The organism is Rhizobium sp. N324, assembly GCF_001664485.1.
Lineage (GTDB): Bacteria > Pseudomonadota > Alphaproteobacteria > Rhizobiales > Rhizobiaceae > Rhizobium.
On the sequence record NZ_CP013630.1, the window covers coordinates 2715820 to 2734243 of the forward strand.

Annotated in this window: 18 protein-coding genes, 2 pseudogenes and 1 other annotated feature; of the genes and pseudogenes, 5 read left to right on the top strand and 15 right to left on the bottom strand. The window is 61.0% G+C overall.

What is annotated here, in order from left to right:
- Nucleotides 1-117: 117 nt before the first annotated feature.
- Nucleotides 118-972 (top strand): RDD family protein, encoded by an 855-nt coding sequence (locus tag AMK05_RS13110; protein WP_335722014.1) that lies wholly within the window; start codon nt 118-120, stop codon nt 970-972.
- A gap of 117 nt (nt 973-1089) precedes the next feature.
- Here the strand turns inward: AMK05_RS13110 and AMK05_RS13115 are convergent.
- The 7 genes and pseudogenes from AMK05_RS13115 to AMK05_RS13145 form a co-directional block, all read right to left on the bottom strand.
- Nucleotides 1090-1281, bottom strand: a pseudogene (locus AMK05_RS13115) (MFS transporter); the annotation flags it as partial.
- 125 nt (nt 1282-1406) lie between these two features.
- Nucleotides 1407-1883 (bottom strand): hypothetical protein, encoded by a 477-nt coding sequence (locus AMK05_RS13120; RefSeq protein ID WP_064839024.1) that lies wholly within the window; start codon nt 1881-1883, stop codon nt 1407-1409.
- A 92-nt stretch (nt 1884-1975) separates the two neighbouring features.
- A pseudogene (tnpC, locus tag AMK05_RS13125) lies at nt 1976-3510 on the bottom strand (IS66 family transposase).
- A 68-nt stretch (nt 3511-3578) separates the two neighbouring features.
- On the bottom strand, nt 3579-3932 hold the full coding sequence (gene tnpB, locus AMK05_RS13130; protein WP_037145336.1) for an IS66 family insertion sequence element accessory protein TnpB: 354 nt from the start codon (nt 3930-3932) through the stop codon (nt 3579-3581).
- Complete coding sequence (gene tnpA, locus AMK05_RS13135) at nt 3929-4318, bottom strand: IS66-like element accessory protein TnpA (RefSeq protein ID WP_064839026.1); 390 nt, start codon at nt 4316-4318, stop codon at nt 3929-3931. The genes tnpB and tnpA overlap by 4 nt, the downstream gene beginning before the upstream one ends.
- 320 nt (nt 4319-4638) lie before the next feature.
- Complete coding sequence (locus AMK05_RS13140) at nt 4639-5442, bottom strand: class I SAM-dependent methyltransferase (protein WP_064839029.1); 804 nt, start codon at nt 5440-5442, stop codon at nt 4639-4641.
- 122 nt (nt 5443-5564) lie between these two features.
- On the bottom strand, nt 5565-6446 hold the full coding sequence (locus AMK05_RS13145) for an NmrA/HSCARG family protein (RefSeq protein WP_064839031.1): 882 nt from the start codon (nt 6444-6446) through the stop codon (nt 5565-5567).
- 100 nt (nt 6447-6546) lie between these two features.
- On the opposite strand from AMK05_RS13145, the gene AMK05_RS13150 reads away from it, so the two are divergent.
- Nucleotides 6547-7461, top strand: coding sequence for a LysR family transcriptional regulator (locus tag AMK05_RS13150; RefSeq protein ID WP_064839033.1), 915 nt, complete (start codon nt 6547-6549; stop codon nt 7459-7461).
- A 10-nt stretch (nt 7462-7471) separates the two neighbouring features.
- Here the strand turns inward: AMK05_RS13150 and AMK05_RS13155 are convergent, their stop codons facing one another.
- The 5 genes from AMK05_RS13155 to AMK05_RS13175 all read right to left on the bottom strand — a co-directional run bounded on the left by AMK05_RS13155 (nt 7472) and on the right by AMK05_RS13175 (nt 11468).
- Entirely contained in the window at nt 7472-8938 is a 1467-nt protein-coding gene (locus AMK05_RS13155; RefSeq protein ID WP_064839036.1) for a SulP family inorganic anion transporter, read from the bottom strand.
- Nucleotides 8939-9007: 69 nt separating this feature from the next.
- Nucleotides 9008-9063, bottom strand: a sequence feature (sul1 is cis-regulatory element that is thought to sense ions involved in sulfur or methionine metabolism; They are found in Alphaproteobacteria).
- 185 nt (nt 9064-9248) lie between these two features.
- Nucleotides 9249-9500, bottom strand: coding sequence for a hypothetical protein (locus AMK05_RS13160; protein WP_064839039.1), 252 nt, complete (start codon nt 9498-9500; stop codon nt 9249-9251).
- A gap of 56 nt (nt 9501-9556) precedes the next feature.
- Nucleotides 9557-9937: a response regulator gene (locus AMK05_RS13165; RefSeq protein ID WP_064839041.1), complete on the bottom strand. Its 381-nt coding sequence runs from the start codon at nt 9935-9937 to the stop codon at nt 9557-9559.
- 267 nt (nt 9938-10204) lie between these two features.
- Entirely contained in the window at nt 10205-10570 is a 366-nt protein-coding gene (locus AMK05_RS13170; RefSeq protein ID WP_064839044.1) for a DUF4087 domain-containing protein, read from the bottom strand.
- A 109-nt stretch (nt 10571-10679) separates the two neighbouring features.
- Entirely contained in the window at nt 10680-11468 is a 789-nt protein-coding gene (locus tag AMK05_RS13175) for a DUF899 domain-containing protein (RefSeq protein WP_064841363.1), read from the bottom strand.
- A gap of 242 nt (nt 11469-11710) precedes the next feature.
- Between AMK05_RS13175 and AMK05_RS13180 the strand changes: the two genes are divergently transcribed.
- Together AMK05_RS13180 and AMK05_RS13185 are read left to right on the top strand one after the other, a co-directional pair.
- A complete protein-coding gene (locus AMK05_RS13180) occupies nt 11711-12481 on the top strand; it encodes an adenylate/guanylate cyclase domain-containing protein (RefSeq protein WP_064839046.1) in 771 nt (256 codons plus the stop codon).
- Nucleotides 12482-12639: 158 nt separating this feature from the next.
- The gene (locus tag AMK05_RS13185; protein ID WP_064839049.1) at nt 12640-13092 is read left to right on the top strand and encodes a DUF805 domain-containing protein; all 453 of its coding nucleotides are present in this window, start codon (nt 12640-12642) and stop codon (nt 13090-13092) included.
- Nucleotides 13093-13401: 309 nt separating this feature from the next.
- Here the strand turns inward: AMK05_RS13185 and AMK05_RS13190 are convergent, their stop codons facing one another.
- The 3 genes from AMK05_RS13190 to AMK05_RS13200 form a co-directional block, all read right to left on the bottom strand.
- A complete protein-coding gene (locus AMK05_RS13190) occupies nt 13402-13791 on the bottom strand; it encodes a hypothetical protein (protein ID WP_064839051.1) in 390 nt (129 codons plus the stop codon).
- 145 nt (nt 13792-13936) lie between these two features.
- Nucleotides 13937-14281, bottom strand: coding sequence for a DUF982 domain-containing protein (locus AMK05_RS33295; RefSeq protein ID WP_335723412.1), 345 nt, complete (start codon nt 14279-14281; stop codon nt 13937-13939).
- Between the two features lie 300 nt (nt 14282-14581).
- On the bottom strand, nt 14582-14923 hold the full coding sequence (locus tag AMK05_RS13200) for a hypothetical protein (RefSeq protein WP_064839055.1): 342 nt from the start codon (nt 14921-14923) through the stop codon (nt 14582-14584).
- Between the two features lie 239 nt (nt 14924-15162).
- Here AMK05_RS13200 and uvrB point away from each other — a divergent pair, with 239 nt between their 5' ends.
- Entirely contained in the window at nt 15163-18057 is a 2895-nt protein-coding gene (gene uvrB / locus AMK05_RS13205) for an excinuclease ABC subunit UvrB (RefSeq protein ID WP_064839057.1), read from the top strand.
- Nucleotides 18058-18424: the final 367 nt, after the last annotated feature.

The following is an 18424-nucleotide window of genomic DNA, read 5'->3' on the forward strand; positions in this document are numbered from 1 at the left end:
CAGCACTGATCCGGCGAGATACCGGCGGGCTTTACCTAGCACGCCGCCATTCGACGGCAAGCCCCCCAGACCCGGACCGATCGTCTCACGTTGCCAAGACGAGGCGGATCTTGGGGAATGCAAAACACTGTATTAGTCGCCGGGTTATTTGTACTGATTGTTGGATCGATTCAACCCGCCGTAGAGGACTATATGGATAATATGGCTGCGATGCAGCAACCCATCTCTTTGCCATCACGTTATTTCTGGCGGCGCTTCGTGGCCTTTGCCCTCGACCTTTTCATCTTTCAGGCTGCTATTCTCATATCCGTCCATTGCATTTCAACGGCCTTCTCCCTGGACCTCCGCTTCGCCCGGTGGACGTCCATGGAGTGCACAGAGAAAGTGCCCGATCAGCTTGCAAAGCGAATTGAGACCGGCTGGCCATTGAATCCGAACGAACTGCGCACCAACGAGATCTGCGAAGTGCGTCAATTTCCTTTCGGACGGCAGAGATATCTGCGGACAACCGTTCTGATCGAACCATGGGACTACGTGACACCAACTCAAGTGCTGACCATCCCCGTGGACACAGACGACAATCCGGTAACGAGAACCACGCCTTCTTACTCCAACCTGATATCAGGCATCGACAACACCGTGTTGATCGCGCTGGCTTTCGCCTGCTTTTCCGCGAAGGGCCGCCGCACTTTCGGAAAGGCGGTTTTCTTTCTCAGGGTAACCTCGGTCGATGGCAAAGGCCCCGACTTCGTCACCGCGTTGAAACGCGAAATCCTGAAGTGCCGCTGCTTTCGCAATCTCGCTGTTTCCGACCTATCCGACGGAAGACTTCGACGCTTTGCTTGCCATATTCCACGACGGATATACGCCTTCAGACACCAGTATGATTTGGCTCTACGGCATCTGGACGGTCACGATCATGGCCTGGTGGCTCCTGCCGTTCGCCGAGTGGAAAGGACAGGTCTTTTATGATCGCATCTGCGCCTGCAAAGTCGTGACGACCCTGGAGGCCAAGGGCACATTTTCAAGCACGGTATTCAGCAGCGAATAGGAAGCCGCGCCTTTGGCGCAGCCTCCATCGAAAAGAAGTCAGGCGCTATGCGGTTCCTCGGCCTCCTCCTTGCCGAAGCGCACATCCTTCTTCTCGTAACCAAAGCCGGCGAGTGCCGCGACGACGAGCAGCGCGTAGGCGTAATCGCCATCCCAGCGGGCGGCTAGGCCCGCCTGCAGCGTCGCGTCGCCGGAGGCCAGCAGGTTGCCGAGCTGAAGGCGAAGCCCGGGAGAACTCAATAGAAGGGTAAGCGTTGTTCCGGGCACACCGCGCCTTGACCAGGACGGTTTGAAGGGTCGAGAGCCAGCCATGACGTGGATCGGAGCTGTGCGCCAAAAGGAGCTGGCAGCCGATGTTACTTACGCAGCATGTGAAGGTCGAATCGAGCGATTTCCGTTTCCAGCACATCTAATTGCTCGCATGTTTCCGCAATAATTACATCGGTGCGGTCATAATTCCCAAGGATGCGCACCCCGTATCCCTCAAAGTATACATCCATGAACCGAGCCTCGCGTAGACTACGCCGCAGTATGCGTTGAAATTCGGAGCTTGCGGAAACTATGGGTCGAAGCACTCCTGAAAAGTTCACGATGGTGCCGGCGTTTCCAAGATGATTGTAGAGCGCGAGAAATTTTCTCTCCCCGGCTAAATAATCCTGAAGTTGATTGGCTTTTAGAGCACTTTCATAGGTGAACAAACTTGTCGCCGTACATTCCGCTTCGGTCAGCCAGTGATCGAAAACAGAGACAAAAGCAAAAGGTACGCCCAGACTGGCAATCTCCTGATCGCCAATATCGGGAAAGTGGTCCTGGTGCGGATTAATGACGGCCATAACGCTGCTCAGACAAGGTGGTCCAGAGCTACCTCTATGAGTTGTAAGCTGTCAATCGTCTGCGTCCCGGCAATAGAGGCTTTGAGCACATATCACACCACCAAATTATTCCACGGCAGGAGTTCTCCTATTCGGCTCTGCTTGTGGCCATTGACGATGGCGGCCAGGCCCTGGCCAAATACGCATACGGATCGACGGCATTGAGCTTGCACGTCTCGATGAGCGAAGCGATGATCGCCCAGTTCTCCGCTCCAGCGTCATGTCCGGCGAAGAGCGCGTTCTTCCGATTGAGAGCAATCGGCCTAATGGTTCGCTCGACGCTGTTGTTGTCGATCTCGACGCGACCGTCGGTCAGGTAGACGCAGAGCCCATCCCAGTATTTGGCGACATAGGCGAGTGCTTCGCCGAGCGGCGACTTGCCAGCGACGCGGGCCCGTTGAAGCATGAGCCATGTCCGCATGTCTGCGATCAACGGCACTGACTGTGCCTGCCTCCCAGCGCGGCGAGCTTCGGCGTCGAGACCGCGCAGCTCTGCTTCGATGCGATAGAGTTCGCCGATCCGCTTCACGCCATCCTCAGCAATCGGGGTCGCGCCGGCGCGGGTGATCTCGACCAGCTTACGCCGAGCATGCGCCCAGCAATAGGCCAGCCGGATGTCGGAACCCACACGATCCGGCGCAATCAGCCGATTATATCCGGCGTAGCCGTCGACCTGAAGCACGCCCGTAAACCCTTGCAATATCCGTTCGGCATGTTGCCCGCCACGGCCTGGAGCGTAGGTAAAGGTGACGCCCGGCGGCGCTCCTCCGCTCCAAGGTCGGTCATCGCGGGCCAACGCCCAGAAGTATCCGGTTTTGGTTTTGCGGGAGCCAGGATCGAGGACTGGCGCACGGGTCTCGTCCATGAACAGCTTGGTGGACCGCTTCAAGTCGGCGATCAGAGCGTCGAAGACCGGGCGAAGCTCGAATGCCGCCCGGCCGACCCAATCGGCAAGCGTGGAGCGGTCGAGATCAACGCCCTGGCGGCTCATGATCTGGGCCTGTCGGTAAAGCGGCAGGTGATCGGCATATTTGGAGACCAGCACATGCGCGATGGTCGCCTCCGTCGGCAACCCGGCGTGGATCAATCTTGCAGGCGCTGCAGCTTGGGCAACGCCGTCGGTGCAGGAGCGACAAGCATATTTAGGACGACGAGTAACGATGACACGGAATTGCACCGGGATGACATCCAGCCGCTCGGAGACGTCCTCGCCGATGCAATGTAGGCCACCGCCGCAGGCGCAGATCAGGCTTTCCGGCTCGATGATCTCCTCAACACGAGGAAGATGAGCGGGCAGAGAGCCGCGATTGACGGCGCGGGGTTTAGGCTGCGGCTTCCCTAAGGGGCTATCGGCTTGATCTTCGGCATGGATGGCAGCAATGGCCGTTTCCAGGTCCTCCAATGCGAGATCGAATTGATCAGGATCGGCCTTCTCGGATTTGCGGCCGAAGGCTGCCTGCTTGAAGGCAGCGACCAGCTTCTCCAGACGCTCGATCCGGTCGTCCTTGCGGACTTCACGCGCTTGCGCCGCGATCAGCATGGCCTTCAGCGCAGCAATGTCGTCTGGAAGATCGGCGGCGTCCAACATGCTCGAAGTCTATCAAAACCCGCAACGCTTCGCCGGAAGAATCCACCGTCCGAGTCATCGTGCCGCATCTATTCGATGGCGTCCGGCGGTCTCGCCTCTACGGAACGGACGCGACGCCAGTCGAGGCCCGCAAACAATGCTTCGAATTGTGCGTGGCCCAGTGTCATCAGGCCATCACTGATGCCCGGCCAGGTGAAGGTGTGTTCTTCAAGCCGCTTGTAGGCCATCACCAGACCGCTGCCATCCCAGTAGATCAGCTTCAGTCGGTCTGCTTTCCGTGACCGGAATACGAAGACCGTCCCTGTGAACGGGTCCTTATGCAGCTCGTTCTTGACCAGCGCCGCCAGTCCATCATGGCCCTTACGGAAATCGACGGGCTTGGTCGCCACCATGATCCGAACCCGGTTCGATGGAAAGATCATGCTGGGACCGCGCAGGCACGCGCGACAGCGGCGATCCGGGTGGCAGATGCGCCTTCTTCCAGACGAATGGTGACGGACCCGACGATGATCTCGGGACGGGTGGTGGCCTTCTTAATCAACGGTTCCGAAACAGGTGGTTCGACGATCACCGCTGCGAACTCTACCGCATCTTCGGGTGCGGGTAGAACCAGCTTGCCCTGCCGCGCCATCGTTCGCCAGGTGGAGAGGTGGTTCGGCTTCAAGCCATGTCGTTCGGCAACCTCATTCACCATCACTCCGGGCCGAAGACTCTCCGAAACAATCTGCGCTTTTACCTCGTCCGGCCAGTGCCGGTGAACCTCACGGCCAGACTTCCTGGTCGTGAGAACCTCCAATGTATTCTCCATGGAGAAACTCCCGTTGCTCGTCCATGGTAAGGCGATCACAGATCAATGCGGCGAGGACAACGTGGGAGCGGCACACCGGTTACATAGAAGGAGCAACCGCCAGCACTCATGCCCTGGGAGCGGCATCCTCCAACGCCCCTCATGCTGAGGTGCGCAGGCCAGAGGCCGAAGCCTCGAAGCACGCCGCAACGCTGCTTCTTGCCTCCATCTGACGCCCAGCACTTGCCTCGTCCTTTGAGGCCCCTGCGGGACACCTCGGGATGAGTCTCTTCGAAGCGATGGCGCATGCTGGCTATCTCGCAGTCTTTAAACCGCTACGCCTAGCCACCCGCCACCCTACCCCGGCACGCCCACGCCACCGATGCAAACGACCGCGGCCCATCCGGCTCGCCGGCTTCATATGCGGCTCTCATGGCAACGCCGAGCGCCTTTCGCTTCGCTGAAGAGAGCCCCCAGACATACTTGCCGAGCGGCCCCTCGCCTACGGCGATCGGCCCCCAATAGTCCTCGAAGGAGCCGTATTCCATCCGGATCAGCAGCGACGTCTCCTCGACGTCGACAAGACCTTGGCTGACAAAACTCTGCTTCATCTCCCCCGGCCGCATCATCGGCTGGAAGCAGTATTTGCGACGCAGCGGCAGCGCCTCCTCGTCGAGCATGACAGCCGTGTCCCACATCATCCGCATGACCGGCATGCCGCCATAATGGTCCCAGACGGCGGCGGCAACCACACCGCCCGGGCGCACGACACGGGCCATTTCCGAAACAGCCTTGCCCGCCTCCGGCACGAAATGCAGCACCAGCAGCGACATCGCCCTGTCGAAACGGTTATCCTCGAAGGGCAGCGCGCAGGCGTCGCCCTGTTGGATCGTGATCCGCGGATCGGTATTTGCCCGCTTCGCCGCCTCGACGAACACAGGCGAATAATCGATGGCCGCGATCTCCCCGATGGGACTTTTCGCCAACGTGAAGGCCAGGCTGCCGGTGCCGCAGCCGACATCGAGCACACGATCCCCATCCGCCAACCCGGCGAAATCGATCAGCATCGGCGCCAGCCTCTTGCTCCAGCGCCCCATCAGCCGCTCATAACCATCGGCACTTTCGACATTGAAACTCGACGGCATCGAAGCCTCCCTCTTCAACAACGATGGTCTATCGCCGTAGAGCCGAGCGATCCGTTGCGGTGCGCAAGGCGGGTCGGGCTCTCCGTTGTCCCCGGTTCAGGCCGGGGACGACGGAGAGTGTATCAGGCGGATGCCTTGCCGAGAACGCTCCAGTCGAAGCCGCGCGCCCAATCGGCATAGCTGTGCCAGCCGACATCGGGGAAATCGCGGCGCAGGGCGGCGATGTCGACGTCGTAGCCGGTGCGGTCGAACCATTCGAACATCAGCGCCGCGTCCTCGCTCTGCTGGCGCATCGCGGCAATCGGCAGTTCCTGGTAGCGTATCGGCCGATCGAGTGTCTCAGACAGGATCTTCACCTGCTGCTCCCCAGACAATTCGTCGCCGGCAATATCGAAACGCTTGCCGAACACCTGTTCGCGCCGCTCGGCGAGGGCTGCGACAAAAGCGCCGATGTCATCAATGGTGATCTGCTGCAGCACGCGCGCCGGCGGCAGGGCCGCGGCGTAGACGCCTTGGCGCAGCCCGTCGATAGCCCAGGGCGCCACCGTGTTTTCCATGAAGGCGACGGGCGCGCTGATCGTATAGGGAATGCCGAGGCCGGCGATATGCTTCTCGACGAGGTACTTGCTGTCGAAATGCGGAATGCCGGTCTTCTTGTCGGCATCGCCAACGGAGGAATAGATCAGGTGACCGACGCCGGCGGCCTTCGCCGCATTGGCGACGGTGATGCCCTGGCGCGTTTCTGCTTCCGTCCCGGACTCGTAGCTGTTGCCCATCAGGAACATCGTATCGACGCCCTCAGCCGCCCTCACCACGGATGCGCCATCGTTGAGATCGCCGGCGACGACCTCGACTCCCGCCGCGGCCAGCCGCTTTGCGCTGTCGCTATCCGGCTTGCGCGAGATCGCCTTGACACGGTGTCCCCGCGCGGCCAGGGCGCGAACGACCGCGCCGCCCTGCTGGCCGGTGGCGCCGGTGACCAGGACGTTTCGTGTGTTGCTCATCTGTCTGCTCCTTGTTGTGACTGGTGGAGCAAAGTTAGGGCCTGTCGCATTGAACCATAATAGCTTATAGTTGAGAAACATCGTACCATCTCTGGATACAATGCTCGACCTCAACGATATCATGATTTTCGCCCGCGTCATCGAGGCCGGCAGCTTCACCGCCGCGGCGCGGCTGCTCGGCATGCCGAAGACGACAGTCAGCCGACGCATTGCCGCTCTCGAACGCGAACTCGGCGTGCGCCTGCTGCAGCGCACGACCCGCAGCCTCAGCCCGACGGATGCCGGCCGCCTCTATTACGAGGAAAGCAGCCAGGCGCTCCGCACGATCGAAGGCGCCAACCTTCGTCTCGCGGAAGCAAGGGCGGAGCCCGCCGGCACGATCCGCATATCGGCGCCGGTCGGCTTCGGCGGCCACTTCCTGCAGGATGCGATCTTCGACCTTCTGGCGACCTACCCGAAGTCGAGGGTCGAGTTGCGGCTGACCGACGACAGGCTGAATCTCGTCGAAAACGGCATAGACCTCGCCTTCCGCACCGGCATTCTGGAAGATTCGACGCTGATCGCCCGCAAGCTCGGCTCTACCCATCGCTTGCTCTGCGCGAGCCCCGACTATCTCGCCCGCTGCGGCGCGCCCGATCGCCCGGCAGATCTCGTCGGCCACGACTGCGTTGTCGCCGGCCAATCCACCCATGCGCAATGGCTGCTTGAAGGCCCGCACGGGCAGGAAACGGTCCCGGTCTCAGGGCGCTTCGCCGCCAATGAAATGCAGGCGGTCATGGCCGCAGCGATCGCCGGTTATGGCATCGCCCGACTGCCTCATGGGGTCGCCAATGCCTGCATCAGGGATGGGCGGCTGTGCCGCGTTCTCGACGGTTACACGACCCCGGTCGGCGGCCTGCACGTCGTCTATCCGAGCAGCCGGCACCTGCCGCCTCTGGTCAAGACCTTTATCGAACTCGCCACCAGACGGTTGAACGCGGGAGGCGATGGCAGCGACGACTTCGCCATCCTATAGCGGTAGCCCGTTACACCTCCTTCAGCACCACCTTGCCGTCGAGGCTTTCGATCAAGGTCGCACTCGCCTGGTTGAGACCGGCGACCTCCACGGCGATGCCGTGTGCCTTGAAGCGCTGCACGACCTTGTCGAGCGCGGCGACGGCGGTGATGTCCCAGAAATGCGCCTCGGAGACGTCGATCAGCACGGTCTTGCCGATCGCGTCCTGAACGTCGAAGGCCTCGACGAAGACATCGGCGGAGGCAAAGAACACCTGGCCGGACACACGATAGGCGCGCCGCCCGGCAGCTTGATCGGGCGCCACATCGATGCGCAGCAGGCGGGCGACCTTGAAGGTGAAGAATACGCCGCTGAGCAGCACCCCGACCGTCACCCCGAGCGCCAGGTTGGCGGTGAAGACGGTGACGACGACGGTCGCCACCATGACAGCACTCGACATGCGGGGATGGACAACGACCGCTCTAAGCGACGACCAGTCGAAGGTGTCGATCGATACCATGACCATGATCGCCACCAGCGCGGCGACGGGAACCTCGGAGACCCATGGCTTCACCAGCACCATCAGGATCAGCAGAAACGCGCCGGCAAACAGCGTCGAGAGCCGGCCGCGCCCACCATATTTCACATTGCTGACGGTCTGGCCGATCATGCCGCAGCCGGAAATGCCGCCAAACAGGCTCGCGGCGGCATTGGCAAGGCCAAGACCGGTGCATTCGCGGTTCTTCGAACTCGGCGTATCCGTGAGATCGTCGACGACGCTCGCCGTCATCATCGATTCCAGCAGCCCGACCATGGCGATGGCAAGTGCGGGGCCGGCGATGATCCGGAGGGTTTCCAACGTCAGCGGCACTGCCGGCCAGCCGAACAGCGGAAGCGAATCCGGCAGTTTGCCGAGATCGGCGACGGTGAGAACGGGAAGCCCGAACCAGATCGAGGCGACAGTCAGGATCAGAACGCAGATCAACGGCGACGGGATCGCCGTGGTGATCCGTGGCGTCAGATAGATGATGATAAGCCCGGCACCTAGCACGGCATATTCCATCCAGCCGGCGCCGATGATGTGCGGCATCTGCGCGGCAAAGATCAGAATGGCGAGCGCATTGACGAAGCCGGTGCTCACGGACTTCGAGACGAAGCGCATCAGCACGCCGAGCCGCAGCAGGCCGAACACGATCTGCAGCAGCCCCGCCAACAGCCCGGCCGCAAAGAGATAAGGCAGTCCATGGGCGTGCACCAGCGGTGCCGCCACCAGTGCGACCGACCCGGCCGCCGCTGAAATCATCGCCGGGCGCCCGCCGGTAAACGCGATGACGATGCCGATGACGAAGGAGGCGAATAGGCCGACTTCTGGATCGACCCCCGCCACGAATGAAAAGGCGATGACCTCGGGGATCAGGGCGAAGGTCGCCACCGCCCCGGCAAGCATTTCGCGCATGGGATTGGCGGCCCAATCACGACGGATAGAGGAAAGCAGCATGGGATGGAGTCTCGCAAAGCATGGCCCGACACGCTCTGCCGAGCGGTCGCGTGATGGCGTGCAGGTTTGCGTTGTCTGGCGGATCGGCGGCCAGAAGAGCCACCCGGGGTCTCACCGGGTCCGTGGTGAATGCCTGGGGTATAGACGAAGTTTTTGCCGCAGTGCAACATTCAAATGTGCGGGAATGAAAGCGAAAGCGGGGAGCGAATTGATAATAGCCTGAGCGCGCCGCTTGAGATCGCGCCGGACGGCAAGATGAAACTCGTCGCCGCGGTGTTCCTGCGACGCGGGACCGGAGCCGAAGCCTCCTTCATTGCCAGAGGAAATCCGGGCCTGTGCTCTGGGAGGTAAGCTTGAGCGTGCCATCCAGCTGAACCACATAAGTCTCGAATACACGATAACCAAATTGGCCGAGAAAGGTATTTTTGACCACAGTCCCCGGTCGATAGGGTGAATGAACGACCTTTCCGCGGTATGTCAGACTACCCGAAAGAGGTTGAGGGCCTTCCGCGCTGGCGCAGGCCGTGAGCGTGAAGAGAATGGCAAGGAGTGTGTGCCTCATCCGGATGATCTCCCTGGAAGGGTCCAGCGACGTGCACGACGTCGATCTCCTTTTTATCAGATCGCTACCCTGCTGCCGTCAAAATCTTTGCGTCGGGCCGCCTCGGCTCGCGAGAGCGCGCTGACAATCCTTTCGTCGGTGAAAGGCTTGGCGATCACGTCGAGCGCTCCAGCGATACCGTTGCCGACACTCTCGGGACTGCCGGTCACGAAAATGACGTCCACGCCGAAGCGATCGATCAGCCGGCGCGCAAGCTGGGCGCCGCTCAGCCCGTCGGAAAGGCTGAGATCAACGAGCGCCACATCGCTCTTCGGCGCATAGGCGAGAGCTTGCTCCATGGTCGAAACCGGCCCGACCGTCTGGTGCCCGGCCTCTTGCGCGATGCGTTCGAGTTCCAGAGCGATGATATTCTCATCTTCAACGATCATGACCTTCATGAATAGTCTCCCTGTCAAAGCGGGCGCGCGCAATGCCGGTAGCGGGTAGAACGCGGCTCGCGCCATAATGTTTCCACTCTGCATTGAATTTCTTTGATGACCGCAGACGCCGACGCTCGATTCCGCCGTTGCGCACCGAACATGCCGAAGACGCAGAAGTTCCTGCCAGAACGGGCTCGGAACGACTTTTGACAGGTGTTCCGACTGAGGCGCGTGCCGCAGCGGGAAGAAAGTGGATTTGAGCCGACTTCGGCAGGCCAGCTGCCCTCACTCGTCTTTGCGTAGGAACCAGCCGATCGCGGCGTCGTTCCGGCACCGTGAGAGTGGCAATTGTCGCACGGAACGAATGCGGCTGATCCCACCCTCGCCGTCCGTGTCGACGTCCATGCAGGCGCAGGCATAGCCGTGCGTGGCATGGGTGTAGACGTATTCGCCGGCCGTCAGGTCCGGGATCTTGTCCATTCCCTCTGCCTTGTAGCCGCTGCCATTCTCCATAATGGTCCAGCCGCCGCCGGCATCCATGAGCGACCAATTGGCGGTCGAGGGATTGTCCAGCCAGCCGCAGCGCCGTTCGGCATGCGCCGCAACGGGCGCGAGAAGCATCATCAAAACCAGCGCATGCAATCTGGTCATCGCCCCCTCCACGTCGCCGGTCACTATGCATGGCCTGCAGCGGAAAAGGCAACTGAGGCAATGACAGGTGGCTGATCGGTGTGCCGGGCAGATCGATCGACGGCACGGCTCACGATTTCTCGTTTGCACTCTCGGCCCGGAACGCCGCCTCGCCGGCATCGGATACCTCGACCCACTTCTTGTCGGGCTCAGCGTCGGCGACATAGGCGTCGTTCCAATTCCACCACTTGTAGGTCGTGGTCTGGGGATAACCCTCCGGCGAATCCTCCCAGACTTCCTGGCGGCCGAGCGGGGTGATGTCGAGATAGTTCCAGGTGCCGCCCATCTGCTCGTCGCCGCGGTTGTTGATGAAATAGGTGCGGAAGATGCGCTCGCCGTCGCGGTAGAACACGTTGGTGCCGTGCCACTCGTCGACCCCGAAATCCTTGTCGAAGCTGTCGGTGATCGTCACCCACGGCATCGTCCAGCCCATTCGCGCTTTCAGCCGGGCAATATCGGCTTGCGGCGCGCGCGAGGCGAAGACCAGCGTCGTGTCGCGGGCGTTCAAATGGGCGACATGGGCGACCTGATCGGCGACCATCGAGCAGCCGCGGCAGGCATGTTCGGGCCAGCCGAAAACGCCCGGCTCGTAGAAGGCGCGGTAGACGATCAACTGGTGCCGGCCTGCAAACAGCTCGAGCAGGCTCACCCTTCCCTCAGGCCCTTCTAAGACATAATTCTTTTCCACGACCACCCAAGGCATGCGCCGCCGCTCGGCGGCCAGCGCATCGCGGGCACGGGTATGGGCCTTTTCCTTCACCAGAAGCTGCTTGCGGGCCGCCTCCCACGCCTCCGGCGATACCACCGCCGGTTTCTGCATGGACTGTCCGCCCGTTCCATTCTCGGCTGTTGCAGTCATCGCTTCAATCTCCTTATCGGGGCGAATTCCGCGTCTCTTCATCGAACCGCGGTTCTTCGCGCATTGGTCGGACATAGTTTCGCAGCGGAATTCGAACAGTGGGAGTAACAAGTGTGACCGCATTCTCGCCGCCGTCCGTCTGCAGCAACGGCCCCGCGAGGTGATCCGAGCCAAATGGAAGTTGCCAAAATCCCCGGACTGACGGAAGGTTGGTGGCGGCCAGTGTGGACGGATTGCGCGATATGACGACAGAATCCACTTACGGGGAGTCGGCCAGCCACGGCAGCGCCAGGATCTGCCGCGGCTGCTGGGACCAGATGCATATGCCGATCCCGATCGGCGGCCCGCTCGCTTTGCCCTTCCGCGCCTTCGGCATCACCCGCAGCAAGATGAACCCCGATATCTGCACGATCTGCGAACGTTCCTTCCAATATGTCAAAAAGCAGCGCCAGATCACTGTCGACGCCACCATCCTGTTTGCCGATATCAGGGGATTCACCGATCTGTCCGAGCGCATCGAGGCGGTACAGCTGAGCGAGATCGTCAGCCTCTTCCAGGATCGCTGCGCCCAGGCGATCTGGGCGCATGACGGCATCGTAAACAAGCAGATGGGCGATGGCCTGATGGCGATCTTCAATTTCCCGATCGTCAGCAAGGATCACGCAGCCGCGGCGATTAGGGCCGCGCAAGAGATCCAGCGAAACTGCGCCGCCGCGCTGAACGGCCTGCCGCTCGAGGCCCTGCCCGGCCGCACCCTCGGCGTCGGCGTCGGCATCCATTCCGGCGAGGTGCAGATCGGCGAATTCTCCAGCTTCCGCAGCGATTTCACCGCAATCGGCGGTGTCGTCAATCAGGCCGCCAGGCTGGAATCCCAAGCGGCGGCGGGCGAGATCCTCATCTCGGCGGAAACCGCCGCGAAGGCTCCCGACCTCGCGGCAGGTGCCGAAACCCGCGTGCTTGCGCTGAAAGGCATCGAACAGCCGGTGCGGGCGAGCGTGTTGATCAAGCGCTGAACAATTGCCGGCGCCACGGCCGTCTTCGAAGCATCATCCCACCGGGCAACCGTAATTTCTCACGCTCTGATTGCTCAGCGCATCGGGCTGCAAGCCGATTAATCTTCCCGAAACGAACCTTGCTTATCGTGAGACCGTTTAAATCCTCGGGGTATCTTATGGGTAGTTTTTCTCTGTTTCACTGGTTGATCATCCTGGTCCCGCTCAGCGTGGGGTTAATCCTCGCTTTCAGAAAACCGGCGGCCGGGCCGAACCGTTTCGGGGACCTGCCGCAGGCAATGGGTTTCGGCCAGGCGATCAGCAGCTTTTTCCGGAAATATGTGGATTTCACCGGCAGAGCGAGCCGATCGGAATTCTGGTTTTCGACGCTCTTCGTCGTTCTCGTCGACATCGCTTTCTACCTCATCGAGCCAACCGGAGCATTGGGCGGAATTTGGTCGCTGGCGGTGTTCCTCCCGTCAATCGCCATGGCCACCCGCCGACTTCACGACATCAACCGCAGCGGCTGGTTCCAGCTTATTGCGCTGTTGATTCCCATCGGAACGATTGTCGTCCTCGCCTGGTGTTGCAGAGCGCCGGCTGCGGCGGATTCGCGAGCGTCCGTTTTCTGAGGCGTGATCATGCGGATATGTTTCCACATGGCAGCGACCGTTGCGATCTTCGGCGGTTCTGAGGCTGCGCGGAACCTGATCGTCTGCTCGAGGCAATGACACTGAGGGAGCGATAATGGTCGGCCCGGTTTGAGAGCTTTGCCTTTGCTGTGCCGGCCCTGCTTGGCATCATTGCAGCAATGGCGGATGCAACCGTGCCGCATGGCTGCCTCCGCTGTCGCTTCTAAAATCCAGGCATAGCCTCGCCGTAAAACAGCCCTTCTCCCAATTGGACCGGTGGGCGGCGCTTCCGAAGCCCCTCGCCTCTCGTCAGGTCTTCATGCCATTCATCTCAGGAAACGGATAGTAGCGCAGCCGCTTGTCTTTGCAGCGATTATCGTTCGCCGTCGCGCCTAGGATTTGGCTATCCGTGAAGGAGACGCCGAGATAGGCCCAGTCTCCCCAGCTGTGCTTGGGCACCACGCGTACACAGTAAGCATAGATCTTCTTCTCAGGATCAAGCAGCACCACGCTCGAAATCCGGGCCCAAACCACTTCTCCCGCTTCGTGTCTATAACTTCTCTTGAACACGATGTTGACGAAGTTCTGCCGGACGTCATTCGAGGGCGGACGCTGGGAATCTGCAACGGATTGCGACACAGGGGCGTTGCAGCCGGCCAGCATCAGCAGGGCAGCGCAAGCAAGGACTTTTATTCTCATTCAGTTGGATCTCCAAGAATCGGAGCGTATAAACGCTGCGCATTCCTACAAACACAGCGGGAACAATATTTTCAATACACGAAAATCAACTTATTGACCCTGCGCATGTGACTGCGTGACCGTGGATATCGCTACGCCGCTCGACTTATACCGGCGGGTTCGAAACGGAGCTTGCGGTCCCACGCTCATCATCGGCGATCGCCACGCCGGCTTCCAGCGCCGCGAGGATAAAGGCCTGTCGCACGGTCTCGGCCGGCATGCGGCCCGCAAGCCAGGCACGGCAGAAATCGATGGCTCTCTTCTGATGGACGCCCTCATGGATCGGCCAGTCGGAGACGAGTGCATAAAGCGCATCCTGCGGTGAGCGGAGAACCAGCCGTTCGCCGGCATCAAGATCGATCGAGATCGTTTTTTTCCAGAAGGCGGAATGGTCGCTAATGGCAGTCGCACCTGAAGCTGAATTGACCAGGATTAACTGCCGAAGGCCGATCTCGGTTCCAGTATGCGTCCGGTGGCGTCACTGTTGGAAAGGCCGTGCGCCGCGGAAGGATGCAAGAAGCAGCGTTGCGCGCGTCCTTCGAGGCTCCGCCCGATGGGCTGCACACCTCAGGATGAGGAACGTCGGGGATGCCGCGGCACTCAAGAGAGACCTTGAGATGACCGCCAGAACCCAAGAGAGCCTCATCCTGAGGTGCCCCACAGGGGCCTCGAAGGACGAGGCGGGTGCGCCGACCTAGCGGCGCCACGTCCCCCACGTGTCCTGGCAATGGAGCCGCGGCGCCGCCCGCTGTTAGGCGGGCAACTTGCAGCCCTTGCTCATACCAGCGGACTGCATTGCGGAAACCTTGCCTTTTGACGCAGCAATTTCGCCTTCCTTATCTCCCCCGGCAACGCTGCCGATCGGGACGCCGACGAGAAAGACGCCGAAGGCATCGCCGTTCGCCGCACTGATCTGCTGCTTCGACAAGTCGTCCAGCTTGGCCCGCTCTCTCTTGAGTTCGCCAGCGAGAGCTTCGCAGCTGAGGTTCGTATAAGCCGCCATCGGAATATCGACCTGCACGATGGCGTCAGGACGTTTGGCGCAACTGGCCAGTGCAGCGGTCGCCGCGAATGCGATAATCATCTTTTTCATGAATGGTCCCCAATTCCCGCAGCAGCTGTAGCATCACCGCCCGCAATACGGGAGACGGACCGACCTTCAACCACAGACTTTTGTTTATTCGGTCGCTGCCCGTTCGAGAGAACCTGATTGTGGCGTTTCCCGCGTGCGTTCCGCGCCAAAACTATTCACCCAATCCGAACAAACAGTTCGTTTCCCTTTTGTACTCTTTACCTCTTCCCTTTCGCGCTGACTCTCTCCATATTCCCGCCATGGCCAAATCTCCGAAGAAATCTCCCGCCCCGAATGGCTTCGAGGAAGCCCCGCAGTCGTCCTTCGAGGGAGCCCCCCTCTCCGGCTCCGTCGCGGACTGGGTGAAGCAGCTAGAGGCCGATGCCGAAGCGTCGGGCGTCGAGACTCAGCGCCAGATCGCCTCCAAGGCCGGCAAGCACCGCAAGAAGGTCGAAATCGCTGCCTCGAAATCGGCGCGCGGCACCTCGATGGGCGGCTCGACCGACCCGAAGACGCGCGCCGCCGCCGGCCTCAATCCCGTCGCCGGTATGAATACGACGCTGGAGGAGGCGTCATCGCTGCAGGCCGGCACCGCCGTCACCGCCACGGTCGAGGCGCTGTCGGCGCTGATCGAGAGCGGCAATCCGCTGCACAAGAACGGCAAGATCTGGACGCCGCACCGCCCTGCCCGACCCGACAAATCGGAAGGTGGCATCCGTATTCTGATGAAATCGGATTATGAGCCCGCCGGCGACCAACCGACTGCCATCCGCGACCTCGTCGAGGGGCTGGAGAACGGCGACCGAAGCCAGGTGCTGCTCGGCGTCACCGGCTCCGGCAAGACCTTCACCATGGCCAAGGTGATCGAGGCGACGCAGCGCCCGGCCGTCATCCTGGCGCCGAACAAGACGCTGGCCGCCCAGCTCTATTCTGAATTCAAGAATTTCTTCCCCGACAATGCGGTGGAATATTTCGTTTCCTACTACGATTATTACCAGCCGGAAGCCTATGTGCCGCGCTCCGACACCTATATCGAGAAGGAAAGCTCGATCAACGAGCAGATCGACCGCATGCGCCACTCGGCGACGCGCTCGCTGCTCGAACGCGACGACTGCATCATCGTCGCCTCGGTCTCTTGTATCTACGGTATCGGCTCGGTCGAGACCTATACGGCGATGACCTTCCAGATGTCGGTCGGCGACCGGCTCGACCAGCGCCAGCTGCTGGCCGACCTCGTCGCCCAGCAATACAAGCGCCGCGACATGGATTTCGTGAGAGGCTCCTTCCGCGTGCGCGGCGATACGATCGAACTCTTCCCGGCCCACCTGGAGGATGCCGCCTGGCGCATCTCGATGTTCGGTGACGAGATCGACGCCATCACCGAGTTCGATCCGCTGACCGGCCAGAAGGTCGGCGACCTCAAATCGGTGAAGATCTACGCCAATTCGCACTATGTCACCCCGCGCCCAACGCTGAACGGCGCCATCAAATCGATCAAGGAGGAGCTCAGGCTTCGCTTGGCCGAACTGGAGAAGGCCGGTCGCCTGCTGGAAGCCCAGCGCCTGGAGCAGCGCACCCGCTACGATATCGAAATGCTCGAAGCCACCGGCTCGTGCCAGGGCATCGAGAACTATTCGCGTTATCTCACCGGCCGTGACCCCGGCGATCCGCCACCGACCCTGTTCGAATATATCCCCGACAACGCCCTGGTCTTCATCGACGAAAGCCATGTCACCGTGCCGCAGATCGGCGGCATGTACCGGGGCGACTTCAGGCGCAAGGCGACACTCGCCGAATACGGCTTCCGCCTGCCCTCCTGCATGGACAACCGGCCGCTGCGCTTCGAGGAATGGGACGCCATGCGCCCCGACACCATCGCCGTTTCGGCCACCCCCGGCGGCTGGGAGATGGAACAGTCAGGCGGCGTCTTTGCCGAACAGGTGATCCGACCCACCGGCCTGATCGACCCACCGGTCGAGGTCCGCTCGGCCCGCACCCAGGTCGACGACGTGCTCGGCGAGATCCGCGAAACCGCCGCCAAGGGCTATCGCACCCTTTGCACCGTGCTGACCAAGCGCATGGCCGAGGACTTGACCGAATATCTGCATGAGCAGGGCGTGCGGGTGCGCTACATGCATTCCGACATCGACACGCTGGAGCGTATCGAGATCCTCCGCGATCTCCGCCTCGGCGCCTTCGACGTGCTCGTCGGCATCAACCTTCTGCGCGAGGGCCTCGACATTCCCGAATGCGGCTTCGTCGCCATCCTCGACGCCGACAAGGAAGGTTTTCTCCGCTCCGAGACATCGCTGATCCAGACGATCGGCCGTGCGGCGCGCAACGTCGACGGCAAGGTCATCCTCTATGCCGACCAGGTCACCGGCTCGATGAAGCGGGCGATGGAAGAAACCGGCCGCCGCCGCGAAAAGCAGATGATCTACAACCAGGAGCACGGCATCACCCCGGAATCGGTGAAAGCCAGGATCTCCGACATCCTCGACAGCGTCTACGAACGCGACCACGTCCGCGCCGATATTTCGGGCGTCTCCGGCAAGGGCTTCGCCGATGGCGGCAACCTCGTCGGCAACAACCTGCAGACCCATCTCAACGCGCTCGAAAAGAGCATGCGCGACGCCGCCGCCGACCTCGACTTCGAAAAAGCCGCCCGCCTCCGCGACGAAATCAAACGCCTCAAGGCCGTGGAACTCGCCGCCATGGACGACCCGATGGCGCGCGAGGAAGCGAAGGTGATGGAAGGAAAAGCGCGCGGCTCCTCCGCTCCTCCGTCATCCTCGGGCTTGACCCGAGGATCCAAGCCGGCACCCGAGACGCAAGCCTCCTACTTCACCCTCCCCAGCCTCGACGACATGGGCCGCGACATCGCCGAACCCGCCAGGAAGAGCCTGTTCCGCAAAAACGACCTCGACGAAATGACAGTCGGCCGAACGGAAAAGCCGGTCATCGGACAGGTGCCGGAGAAGCCGGATGCCGCCAAGGGGACGAAGCGGTTTTCACCGCTGCTGGAGGGACAGCCGGACCGCGATGACGTGCGGCCGGTCGTGCGCGGGAAGACGGGCGTGGGGAGTTATGAGGACCCGGGCGAGCAGAAGCACAAGGGGCGGACGAAGGGGAAGACTGGGCGGCCGGGGCGGTAGGAACTTAGCCCCGAGAAATCAGAAACGCCAAATCCAAGGGCACCTGAGGCCTCTTTGTCGATGGTACGCGCAAACTCAAATAGAAAATCAGCAATTCTTGCGGGTGATTAAAAAACGTTGCACGAATACCGTGGGCGCATTAAATTGCTATAACTGGAGAATTGAAATGAGCTCAAAATACCTAGAATCAATTGATATTCGTGGTTTTTTAGGACAACAGAATATTAGCGTGAAATTCGACCAAAGTATAAATTTTATTATTGGATTGAATGCACCGGAAAGACGACCTTAATCAACCTGATCCGAGCCTCTTTAACTTGCGACAGTAGAGCGCTGCGTAACTTAGATTTTGAGGAAATTACAACCC